Source organism: Pseudomonas sp. SDO5522_S412 (assembly GCF_054071215.1).
In genome coordinates this window covers 1-11,265 of sequence record NZ_JBSVWQ010000183.1, presented here as the reverse complement: position 1 = coordinate 11,265, position 11,265 = coordinate 1, and the positions used below count along the sequence as shown (strand labels likewise).

The following is an 11,265-nucleotide window of genomic DNA, read 5'->3' as shown; positions in this document are numbered from 1 at the left end:
GGATTTCAGTTCTAAGCTACTAGATTGTATTGGCTCCATAAAGTACGAAAATTTTTTCATGCAGGTGACCGGGCATTTAACGACAGGCTATCGTGGCGCTGGTTGTTCAGATAACTGCCGTCATGGTCTTGGAGCCGTCGCCGTGTTCCGTGGTGAACGTCAGCGGAGCCGGCCGTCCATTACGGCGGATCAATGCGTTCGCCTGTGCAAAAACAGAGTATGGCTCGCCAGCTCCATCAGGCAGCAACGTGTTGCACGTCAAATTCGAGCAGTCTTCACCGTTCGGGCCTTCGCCATCGTGACCAATGGAAAAGCTCGCCATCATCGCGATGCCGTGTTCCTTACAGATCGCAATGACCTGCCGCATGAGCGGGCTGATCTGAGCGTCGTAAATCTGTTCTTTGTTCATGGTCATGCTCCGGTTATTTTCCCGATGCCCACCGCTCTGGATGGGCATCAGTGAAAAGGTCCGTCAGCCTTCGCAGCCCATCTGGTAGTTGCTTGCATGCTCGGCGCTGCAAAACGACAACTCTCGAGTGCGAAGCACCTGCCGATTGGTGTATGGGTCGCGAGTGCGGTCGTGAATGTTGCGGCGCACCACCTTTTCGGCTGGCTTGCCGCAGTACGTGCACTTCGTTTGTGTTGCTGCTGCATCGGTCATCGTGTTGCCCTCCGTTGATTTCCAATGCCGCCTCATAGAAGCGGCATCAGTAAATCTGTGGGTGTCTCTCGCGCCGCTTACCAGGTCATTCGCCAGTTCGGTCAACACCTCGTCACTAGAATCACTCACCTGGCGCTCAGTACCAGCTAATTGCTACTCTGCCGATATGGTCAGGGATCGGGGTTCCACATGGATGGCGATAAGCTCGAGCGATTGAAGCTCATAAGAAAATCCGGCGAGGGTGAGACTGCGCCGCACATGTCTCGGGATGGATTCAGCGAAGAGTCTGAGCAATATTTCTCTGATCGCGCTGCCAGCAAGCGCAAGGAAATCGAAGAAGGTGTAGTCCGGTCGTTGGCATATAAGGCTGACTATGAGCTTGATGACCTAACCAGAGACCTTCGCTTGGAGTTTGCGCGACTCAACAAAATTATCGAACTTCGAGAAGTCGCAAAGCAAAAGGGCACGAAGCAGAGTCGTAAGGCCGCTCGATCGGCGATCAAAGAGGCAAAAAAAGCCAGCAAGACAGCTAAAAAACCGAAGTTAGCTTCACCACCAAAGCAAACGAAGCCTTCAATCAAGGATTCAGAGTCGAAATGGGTCCGAAAGGTCTGTTGGCGGTGTGATAGCAAGTTTTCAATTCATATCGAATGGCAACAACCGCCTACGCTTTGCCCGGCGTGCACCAAAGACATAGACGAAACTCATCTGAGCTCCGCTCCGCATCGATCCATGCCTAAAGGATGGGTTCAGATCGTTAGCGGTGGAGCGCCGGGCATGGGTAAGCGTCGATAGCCGCTATTCAGTTGGCTTCCGAAAGCGCCCGATTCAGGCGCTGACGTGAAATGTTCTGCTGGTCGGTTTCCCGCTACTGGCGTCAGTCGCCGACCTGATTCAATTGTTCTTCCAGCCGCGGGCCTTTCGGCTTGTTCTCCCGCTGGATAACTGTTCTTGGCGCTTTACGCTGCACGCCCGGGTCAGTTGCCAACCCTCTGAGCCTGATCCGCCAAGAGATCAATCACGTTCGGCAGGGCCTGGACGTGATGGATGCGTCGGTGAAGGCAGCCTGAATTTCAGACACAAAAAAGCCGACGTACGAGGTCGGCGTCTTCAACAGCTTTAGGGGATGCTTTCCTTGGGCCTGATGGTGGGTGGTACGAAATCACCAACATCGCAAGCAACACCGCACTTTCCATCACGCCAAACTATCGAAGCGCCACCAACGCCGCCGGCGTTTATGCGCTGACACCAGTGCAGGGGTATACCAAGGATCTGGCCGACCAAGCCCGGGCCATGATTCAGCAATGGGGCGCAACACTTGCCGGCCTAGGTTCGGTGTCCACGGAAAACATCGTGCCCGTGGCGAAAGGCGGTACCGGGGGCAGCACACAGGCCGCAGCACGCAACGGCCTCGGCTTGGGGTCTGCCGCAGTTGCTGCTCTGCTTGGCCCTGTGTCGCAGGCCGGCGGCGTGCCGACAGGCGCCGTGTTTGAGTCCGGGTTGAACGCAAACGGCACCTACGTGAAGTTTGCCGACGGCACGATGATCTGCCAGCGCCTGGTGACAACCCTCGTTGATATGACGGCCAACCAGCTAAAGGACTTCGGCAACATGCCAATTGCTGCTCAGTTCGCAAGTTCGGCGTTCTCGGTAGTTGCGACCGGCATTCCAACGTCGACGTTTGATACTTACGGGTTTACGACCTCCTACTCGGTGAACTCCAACACAGTCAGGATCGTTTACAGAAACGGCGCAACAGCGCAGACGATCGGCACCACACAAATTCTCTGCATCGGACGGTGGTTCTAATGAAAATCAAGTTGTCACCCTATGCCCCGATTGACCCGAGCGAAGCGTTGACGATTGTGCGGCGCGGGGACGTACTGACCATCAACGGCGAGCGCTTCGATTTCAGCGCAATGCCAGAAGGTGCCACGCTCCCGGCTGAGGCGGTGAAGTGCGATGCCTTGGCCAGCGATGTGACGCGCATCAACGGGCAATTGGTCCTGACCCTGATGTTCCCGTGCGGCCCAGAGGCATCTGTCTCGGCACGGTTCCCTGCGGACATCATTGAGCCACCTGACGGAAAAGTGAGCCTGCCAGCATGAGCAATATCGACTTCAGCAAGATGATCACCGCCGAACAACGCCAGACTGAGCTGTTGCAAGCAGACCTCGACACCGCGCTGTCATTGCGCCGTGCAGCCTACCTGTCCGAATCTGACCCGCTGCGCTTAGAGGCTGACTACGACGCGCTGAGCCAGGGCCGCGAACCGGACTATGCCGCCTGGCTTGCGTCCGTCGCCGCCATCAAAGCCCGGTACCCGCTGCCGGTCACGGTCGAGCCCGTCGCGGGCTGATCCGCAATCGAACACCCATGCCGCCTTGAGCGGTTTTTTATTGCCTGGAGAAAAGCATGCCGATCACTGAGCAGCAGCTGCTGCAGATCCTCCCGAACGCCGGCCGCCAATGCCGCCACCACCCAGGCACGGACCGAGCAAGACAAGCGCCTAGTCATCGAGCAGCAACTGGCCGCCGCCGACCAACACCACACCAAGGAATTATCCGATGCCCAGCGCAACCAGGCTCTGCTGCGTGACCGTCTTGCTACTGCTGATGTGCGGCTGTCAGTCCTTCTCGACGCCACGGATTCAGCCAGTGGCTGCAACGTGCCTGCCCCCCCCGGCGCCGTCGGCGTGGTTCATGCAATCCGTCGAGCCCAACTTGACCCAGCGCATGCTCAACGAATTATCACCATCACCGACGACGGGGATAACGCCGTGATCGCGCTGCGGGCATGCCAGGCATACGCAAAGAAAGTATCAATGCGGAAGTAAATAAGCCCGGTTACCTTACCCGCTGGCCGTCACTGCAAATTCCGCCAATCCTGTCCAGGTGAATAACCCTGGTACTGGGGATGAAAAGTTGGCCGGCGCCGATGTTGAATTAGCTCGTTGCGTATGTATACTCCCGCAACATTTTGGGGGGGTGGCATTTTGGTATTGTCGCGGCGTGGCTTTATGAAAGCAGGCACAGCATTGATGGCGCTTTCCACGCCAGCAGCGCAAGCCATTGGGGCTTCTGCAAAAGGAGGCTGGAGTGCATCGCCGGAGTCCTATTCAAGTCTATTGAAACTGGGAGCGTTGGTGCCCTCCATGCTTTCTCGGGTGAGGGCTAATGCCTCACCGACTTCAGCTGTTTGCGTGCTGGGCGATTCGATAAGCCATGGTGCATTCGCCGGTGATCTATATCGTAATAGCTGGGTAAACATATTCAAAAGAATGATCAATGCTGAATTTGAAGTGTCTGGCTACGGTTTTGTACCGTTGCTGGAGTTGGGGGCGGGTGATACATTTTCACAAGATATACATGATGTTTTATTGACGAGCATAAATGGTGAGTCAATCCACTGGATTCCACATAATGGATCTAACGGCGAGTATGTTCCTCAGGGTCTTTCTTGGAGATCTACTTTAGTAGGGAATATTATCTCTACGAAAATTCCTACATTTCAAAGAGTCGTTTTGGTCTGGTATATTGGCATGCCTGGCGGCGGGACTTTTGATGTTAAGGTGAATGGCGAAGTAGTTGCTGCTGTAGACACTGATGCAAGTGTCCGTCAGCCCTTTAATTATATTGCTGTACAGGCTTTAGACGACGGATCCGGCTCATGCAAAGTGGAGTGCATTACGACCTCAGCAGGAATAGTTGAGCTATGTGGTTTTAGTTATGTGGCAAAAGAAGGCGAACTAGTTGTCAATAATTTCTCAAATTCCGGTAGGCGATTGCGTTGGCTTGATGAGAATGCCATTGCCAGATTGATGAGCGGAAGCGCGATGTTCATCTGCGCGCTCGGATATAATGATAGCGGAGAAAACTCAAAAAAAGGAACATATTATGCGGAATTTAAAAAAAGAATAGATTGGATTGTAAAGTATTCAATTGCATATGATGTTCCAGTTATCGTGCCTGACTTTGTTTGGAATAAGCCTGGCAATGATGTTACGAGGCGCCAATTGCAACGGCTGGCCAAACAAACTAATGGGGTATATATTCCATTTCCGGACATGTTTAACAAGTTTGGAGAGTTTTCAAGTGATAAGTATAGGATACATGATTTAAAGATGTTTTCTGATGGCGCGCATCCTGGCGTTCTGGGTCACCAGTACATCGCAGAGGTTGTATCCAAGTGCCTCGGACTAACGTGCGGCTCGAAGAAAATTGCACTTCAGCAGTATGATTGGTGGATGCCTATTGCACTAAGTGCAACAGGGATAACTAACGCTGGTACTAATTCAGATACGGTAACAGCTGTAAGAAATTCCGGAAAAAACAGAGCGGATCTGCGCGTGTACGTGAACGGTATAACTGGTGCAACTACTCGTGGAATGTGGGCCTCATGGCCTGTACGCGCAGGAATTCGACAATCATTTGCCCTGCCTTCAATTCCACTGCAACAAAAAACTGATGGCACCTCCAGGGGGACGTTCACCATTCTGGCTGGAGGAGAGAGCACTGCAAATCCCAATGCCTACAATGATATATCGCAGCACTTCATGTTCACATCATTCCCGACAGCTGACTGAGGCTCGGATCAAAATGGATTTTTTCGTTCGGCAGGGACGCCGGAGAGGGGAACCACTGTAGGAATATACAACGCTAAGTTATTGATTCTTATAAGGTGAAATAGCGTATTTGGATGGCGCTGAAGAGCAGTATTTTCCTTTACAGATCATATGCTTGCGCGTGTTCCGGGGTCACCTTGACATGGTGGGGGTCGTTGGTTCGAGTCCAATCGCGCCTTCCAAACAAAATCCGCTCTGCTGGGCGGTCTAGAAGGGCTCACCGAAAGGTGGGCCCTTTTTTGTTGCCTGCGATTTGCAAGGCTCCCATCTCAGCGCGCCATTCGGCGCCGACCTCCACGCATTTGATCATCTTTCCGTCGCCCCCTCCTGATAGTGCTTCGCAAGTCTTTCGCCTGAACGTCCTGGGGATTCCGTTCGGCAACGTTAGGACTTTTCCGAGGTTAAAGATGGCGTCGTACTACTACTCTTCCTGTGTTGTTCCGAAGGATCGATAGGCCTGCCCCGATTCGTCATAAATAACTACAGAGAGCTGCCCCATGCTTCAACTCGACTTCTATTCAACGCTGGTCGCCGCCTCCCTGGTGCTTTTACTTGGGCGCGGGCTGGTCGCTCGAATCGGTTTCCTGCGCACTTACAATATTCCGGAGCCGGTGGCCGGCGGTTTAGTGGTGGCGGTGCTGCTCCTGGTCCTGCGTATGCTCGCTGGCATTGAGGTCCGGTTTGATTCGTCGCTGCAGACGCCACTGATGTTGGCTTTCTTTGCCACCATTGGTTTGAATGCGGATTTCGCCAGCCTGAAGAAAGGCGGGCGGGTGCTGGGGATTTTCCTGCTGGTGGTGACGGCGCTCCTGGTGGTCCAGAACGCGATGGGGATTGCGCTGGCCAAGGCGCTGGGGCTCGATCCGTTGATGGGGTTGTTGGCGGGCTCCATTACGCTGTCGGGTGGGCACGGGACCGGCGCGGCCTGGGGCGCGGTGTTCAGCGAGAAGTATGGCGTGGCGTCGGCGTCCGAACTGGCCATTGCTTCCGCGACCTTTGGCCTGGTGCTCGGCGGCCTGATTGGCGGCCCGGTCGCTCGCCTGCTGATCAAGCGCGTCCAGACGCCCGCCCTGGCGCCAGTACAACCGCGAGGGCCAAAAGGATTCGAGCAGCCGAATCAAGAGCGCATGATCACCTCCTTCTCGTTTATCGAGACCCTGGCGCTGCTCGCCATCAGCCTGCAAGTGGGCACGTTCCTCAGCGGTTTTATCCAGGGCACGGCCTTTGAGCTGCCGACGTTTGTGTGTGTCTTGTTTGTCGGTGTGGTGTTGCGTAATGGCCTGTCGGCGCTGGGCTGGCACCAGGTATTCGAGCGCGAAGTCTCGGTGCTAGGGAATGTCAGCCTGTCGTTGTTCCTGGCGATTGCATTGATGTCGCTCAAGCTCTGGGACCTCGCCGCGCTGGCCCTGCCGATTTTCATCCTGCTGGCTGCGCAGGCGTTGATGATGGCGCTGTTTGCGATTTTCGTGACGTTCCGGGTGATGGGGAGCAACTATGACGCGGCGGTCCTGGCGGCGGGGCACTGCGGTTTCGGGCTCGGTGCCACGCCAACTGCCATTGCGAACATGCAGGCGGTGACCCAGCGTTTCGGGCCATCGCAGATTGCATTTCTGGTGGTGCCGATGGTGGGCGCCTTTTTCATCGATATCACCAATGCGATCGTGATCAAGTTGTACCTGGCGCTGCCGATCCTGGGCGTCGCGGGATAAACGCGGTTTACCGGATTTGCCGTTTAATGACTCGCCAGGTCCTGCTTGCCCAGGACCTCGTCAATCACCCCAAGCTGCCAGGTGAAATACGGATTGAACGTCAACCGCGCGTGCATCTTGCCCGGCTCACGGTAGCCCCAGTCCGAATACCACACGTCGGCCCCCTGTTCGCAGGCGCGGGTTGCGTCGTCCGTCTGGCCGTTCCAGCAAAACCGCAGGCTGCCCTGTTCGCCATACAGAGCGTTGTCGGGTGAGAACAGCAACCCCATGTGGGAGAACTGGCTGATCCTTAACTCCGGCAGGTAGTCGGTACGCGCTTTTACACGGCGGGTATCCCAGGCGCTCTCTGGCAATGTGCCGTACCAGGCGAGGCGGCTATGGGGGTTGCTGAAGCGTTGCTGGAAGGTCTCCAGCACGTAGTGCGTATCGAGTACTGAGTCGTGGGCTGCGACGGCAATGAATACCGGCTTGTCATAGGGGCGCCGCTCCAGGTCCTGGCGGGCTAGCCGGCTGCTGCGGTAGAACTGGGCAAAACCGTTGGTGGGCACTGTCATGTAGCGCACCAGGCTCTGTTGTGGCCGGCTGGCGTCTGGCGCCAGCAGCCAGGGGCGCGCCCAACTGATCAGGGGTGTCAGCCAGTCGTAGGTCATGCTGGACTGGAACGCGGGAGAGAACAGCAGCAGCCCCGCGACGTCGTCGTGTTTGTAGGCGTAGTCGAGTACCAGGTTGGCGCCGGTGGAAAAGCCGCCGAGGTAGATTTCTCCCACCTCTGCGCGAAGGATCGCAGCCTGTTCGTCCACCACCCGGCGCCAGTCTTCCATGCGCACCTGCAGCATGTCGGCCGGTTGCGTGCCGTGGCCGGGCAGCAGCACGGTCCTGACCAGGAAGCCGCGGGCGGCCAGTGCGCTGCCGATATCGTGGAAAGACCAGGGTGAGTCGCCCAGGCCATGCACGAGAATGATCCCGCGCTTGGGGGCACCAGCCGGGCGCCATTCCTGCGGGGCGTTCCAGTTGAGTTCGGCATCCTTGTCGATGCCCTGGAAATCACGATGGTCCCGCAGCCATTGCAAGGTAGCGGCGCGATACGCTTCGAATGATTTCTGGCCAAGCGGCATGCCCGGTTCTGCCAGGGCTGTCGTGCAGAGCAATAGGGCGAGCATGCCGCAAGCAACGCTTCGGAGCGTTCTGCGCATCGATGGACGGGGCTGCATACAGGTGTGGTTGTTCAAGGCAGGTTCTCAACGGAGCGTAACCGTAAGGTCATGCACGATAATGACCTGCCTTGTATCGCCGAAAGTGCGAAACAGTAGCAAGACGTTTCCGATGATCTCAGAAACGATCCAGCCGGTAGGGCTCAAGCGCCGGCAGCCCGTTGGACGCGGCCGCAGGCGATGCCAGCCGTGCAATCAACTCCGCCGTCACCGCAGCCTGCGTCAGGCCCAGATGCTGATGCCCAAAGGCAAGCAGCACCTTGCCCTCGCACACCTTGTCGATAATCGGCAGCGAGTCCGGCAGGGAAGGGCGAAACCCCATCCACGGCGTCGCGTCCTCGGCACTCAAGTCACGACGAAACAGCCCCTGGCTCAGTCGATGCAACTGCCACGCGCGTTCCATGTTCGGTGGGCGATCAAGGCCGGCGAACTCCACGGTACCTGCCAGCCGCAATCCGCCGTCCATGGGCGTCATGATGAACTTGCGCTCCAATGACGTGACCGCAAACGGCAACCGTCCATGCTCATGGGGCAACATCAGGTGATAGCCGCGCTCTGTATCCAGCGGGACCTTTTTGCCAGTCAGTGCGCCGGTCAGGCTGGCTGAGTGCGCACCGCATGCGATCAACACCTGGCGCGCGGCCACGGTGCCTTGGTCGGTCCGCAATGAAACACTGTGCTCGTCCAGCTTCCCGCCCACGACCTGGCGCTTGAGAAATTGCACCCCGCTGGCTTTGGCCGCCTCCATCAGCTCGCAAACCACCCCATAGGGATCGAGAAAATGCCCGGTGCGTGGAAAAAACAACCCGCCCTGAATCCCTTCGCTGAGTTGTGGCGCCGCGTCCTGCACCACGCTGGCGTGCCAGTGGTCCACCGGCACTTCCTGCTGACTCATGCGTGCCTGCAATGCATCAATGGCCTGTCGCGACTCGGCGCGCTCGAAGACCAGCAACGAGCCGTCTTCGCGCATCAGGTGCGGGCGCTCGATGCTGCCCAGCAGTCGGTGCCAGGCGCCCAGGCTGCCTTCATTGAGCGCGCGGATCCCGGCGACGGTGCGCTGGAAGGGCGCCGGGCGCAGGTTCAGCAGCAGCCGGGTAAACCACGGCAGTGCACGCGGCAGGTATTTCCAGTCCAGGCGCAGCGGGCCCATCGGGTCCATGAGCATGGCGGGCAAACGCGTCAGGATCGACGCATCCGCGATGGGGAACACTTGCTCGGTCGCCAGGTGGCCGGCATTGCCGAACGAGGCGCCGTGGCCGGGTTCCTGCTGATCGATGATGACCACCCGCCGGCCCTGGCGCGCCAGTTGCAGCGCGCAGGCGACGCCGATGATGCCGGCGCCCACTACGGCGATGTCTGGCATGACGTTATCGGACATGTTCTAGGCTTCCCTCTGACCGTCGAGCAAGCGCCGCAGCAGCAATGGGTTGCCGTGTTGCAGGGCCGTCGGCAGCAAGCTATCCGGGAAATCCTGGTAGCACACCGGCCGCAGGAATCGCAGGATCGCGGCGGTGCCCACCGAGGTGGTGCGTGAGTCCGAGGTGGCCGGGAATGGTCCTCCGTGCACCATCGCATCACACACTTCAACGCCGGTCGGCCAGCCGTTGACCAGCAGGCGGCCGGCCTTGCGTTCCAGGGTCGGCAGCAGCGCGCGGGCAGTTGCCAGGTCGTCGTCATCCAGATGCAGTGTGGCGGTCAGTTGGCCCTCCAGGTGTTCGCTGACCCGGCGGACCTCATCGACGTTGGCACATTGCACGATCAATGACGCGGCGCCGAATATCTCGGCTTGCAGGCTGTGATTGGCGAGAAAGTCCCGGGCCTGGGTCACGAACAAATGGGCCTGTCCCTGGTTCGGCCCTTCTGCCGGCAGACCGGTACCTACGAGCTGAGCATGCCGGGTCAGGGTGCTGACGCCGTCTTCGTAAGCCTTGAAGATCCCCGGTGTCAGCATGGTCTGGGCAGTGCTGTATCGAAGCAGGTTGGCAGCCGTGCCGACGAAGTGGTCCAGCGCTTGCCCTGCAACGGCAATCACCAGCCCGGGGTTGGTGCAGAACTGGCCGGCACCCTGGGTCATGGACGCGACAAAACCTTGTGCCAATGCTTCACCGCGTGCGCTCAACGCAGCGGGAAACAGGTAGACCGGATTGATCGAGCTCATCTCTGCATACACCGGGATCGGCACGGGGCGCGCCTGGGCCGCCTGGCACAAGGCAAGACCGCCGCTGCGCGAGCCGGTGAAACCCACGGCCTTGATGCGCGGATCGCAGACCAGCGCGATACCGACCTCGCGGCCCGAGCCATACAACAGCGAAAACACACCCTCTGGCAGGCCACATTGCTGAACGGCCCGGGCCACCGCGCGGCCCACCAGTTCGCTGGTGCCAGGATGCGCGCCGTGTGCCTTCACGATCACCGGGCAACCGGCCGCCAGTGCCGACGCGGTATCACCGCCCGCCACCGAGAATGCCAGCGGAAAATTGCTCGCGCCGAACACGGCCACCGGCCCCAGCGGTACGTGGCGTTGACGCAGGTCCGAGCGAGGCAGCGGCTGGCGTTCCGGTTGTGCAGTATCCACCCGCACATCCAGCCATTCACCCGCGCGCACGGTGCGGGCAAAGGTGCGCAATTGCTGGCAGGTGCGCCCGCGTTCGCCCTGGATGCGTGGGCGGGGCAGGCCGGTCTCGGCCATCGCCCGTTCAATCAGTTCATCGCCCAGGGCTTCGATTTCGTTGGCGATGGTTTCAAGGAATTCGGCGCGAGCCGCCAACGGCGTTTCGCGATAGTTATCGAAGGCGCTCCAGGCCAACGCACAGGCGTGTTCGACATGTTCGGCGGTGCCGCCGGCGTAGGCGGGTTCCAGCGCAAGGTTGGTGGCAGGATTGATCGCCCGGATGGCCTCGCGGCTGCCTGGAATGGAGTGCTGACCAATCAGCATGGTGCCCGTCAGAGTCATGGCGTAGTCCTGGAAAGTAAAGATTGGCTTGGCGAAGAGAATCCACTGTGGGAGCTGTCGAGCTCCAGCGAGGCTGCGATGCAGGCGCTGCGGTCTGACAGGTACAC

At 58.4% G+C, this 11,265-nt stretch carries 12 protein-coding genes and 1 pseudogene; 8 read left to right on the top strand and 5 right to left on the bottom strand.

All coding sequences use genetic code 11. The features are described 5' to 3' along the window. Positions 1-106: 106 nt before the first annotated feature. Positions 107-409, bottom strand: a complete 303-nt coding sequence (locus tag ACW9I6_RS25500; protein WP_003212724.1) for a hypothetical protein — start codon at positions 407-409, stop codon at positions 107-109. Positions 410-472: 63 nt separating this feature from the next. Then, positions 473-661 carry a hypothetical protein gene (locus tag ACW9I6_RS25495; RefSeq protein WP_003212725.1) on the bottom strand — a complete coding sequence of 63 codons (189 nt, stop codon included), beginning with the start codon at positions 659-661 and terminating at the stop codon, positions 473-475. A gap of 189 nt (positions 662-850) precedes the next feature. On the opposite strand from ACW9I6_RS25495, the gene ACW9I6_RS25490 reads away from it, so the two are divergent. From ACW9I6_RS25490 to gltS, 8 genes and pseudogenes are all read left to right on the top strand, one after another. Next, on the top strand, positions 851-1,456 hold the full coding sequence (locus ACW9I6_RS25490) for a hypothetical protein (RefSeq protein WP_219406818.1): 606 nt from the start codon (positions 851-853) through the stop codon (positions 1,454-1,456). Between the two features lie 200 nt (positions 1,457-1,656). After that, a pseudogene (locus ACW9I6_RS25485) lies at positions 1,657-1,731 on the top strand (phage regulatory CII family protein); the annotation flags it as partial. A 223-nt stretch (positions 1,732-1,954) separates the two neighbouring features. Continuing rightward, positions 1,955-2,470, top strand: coding sequence for a hypothetical protein (locus tag ACW9I6_RS25480; protein ID WP_457339981.1), 516 nt, complete (start codon positions 1,955-1,957; stop codon positions 2,468-2,470). Then, a complete protein-coding gene (locus ACW9I6_RS25475) occupies positions 2,470-2,769 on the top strand; it encodes a hypothetical protein (protein WP_457339980.1) in 300 nt (99 codons plus the stop codon). Before ACW9I6_RS25480 ends, ACW9I6_RS25475 begins: the two co-directional genes overlap by 1 nt. After that, positions 2,766-3,020, top strand: coding sequence for a hypothetical protein (locus tag ACW9I6_RS25470; RefSeq protein WP_457339979.1), 255 nt, complete (start codon positions 2,766-2,768; stop codon positions 3,018-3,020). Before ACW9I6_RS25475 ends, ACW9I6_RS25470 begins: the two co-directional genes overlap by 4 nt. A gap of 6 nt (positions 3,021-3,026) precedes the next feature. Beyond that, positions 3,027-3,497 carry a lysis system i-spanin subunit Rz gene (locus ACW9I6_RS25465; RefSeq protein WP_457339982.1) on the top strand — a complete coding sequence of 157 codons (471 nt, stop codon included), beginning with the start codon at positions 3,027-3,029 and terminating at the stop codon, positions 3,495-3,497. A gap of 183 nt (positions 3,498-3,680) precedes the next feature. Beyond that, positions 3,681-5,246 (top strand): SGNH/GDSL hydrolase family protein, encoded by a 1,566-nt coding sequence (locus ACW9I6_RS25460; RefSeq protein WP_219406821.1) that lies wholly within the window; start codon positions 3,681-3,683, stop codon positions 5,244-5,246. 536 nt (positions 5,247-5,782) lie between these two features. Further along, the gene (gene gltS, locus ACW9I6_RS25455) at positions 5,783-6,994 is read left to right on the top strand and encodes a sodium/glutamate symporter (protein WP_457339978.1); all 1,212 of its coding nucleotides are present in this window, start codon (positions 5,783-5,785) and stop codon (positions 6,992-6,994) included. 23 nt (positions 6,995-7,017) lie between these two features. Here gltS and ACW9I6_RS25450 read toward each other — a convergent pair whose 3' ends face one another. The 3 genes from ACW9I6_RS25450 to ACW9I6_RS25440 form a co-directional block, all read right to left on the bottom strand. After that, a complete protein-coding gene (locus ACW9I6_RS25450) occupies positions 7,018-8,154 on the bottom strand; it encodes an alpha/beta hydrolase (RefSeq protein ID WP_023659010.1) in 1,137 nt (378 codons plus the stop codon). Between the two features lie 169 nt (positions 8,155-8,323). Continuing rightward, positions 8,324-9,583 carry an FAD-dependent oxidoreductase gene (locus ACW9I6_RS25445; protein ID WP_457339977.1) on the bottom strand — a complete coding sequence of 420 codons (1,260 nt, stop codon included), beginning with the start codon at positions 9,581-9,583 and terminating at the stop codon, positions 8,324-8,326. A 3-nt stretch (positions 9,584-9,586) separates the two neighbouring features. Next, positions 9,587-11,158 (bottom strand): aldehyde dehydrogenase (NADP(+)), encoded by a 1,572-nt coding sequence (locus ACW9I6_RS25440; RefSeq protein ID WP_457339976.1) that lies wholly within the window; start codon positions 11,156-11,158, stop codon positions 9,587-9,589. Positions 11,159-11,265: the final 107 nt, after the last annotated feature.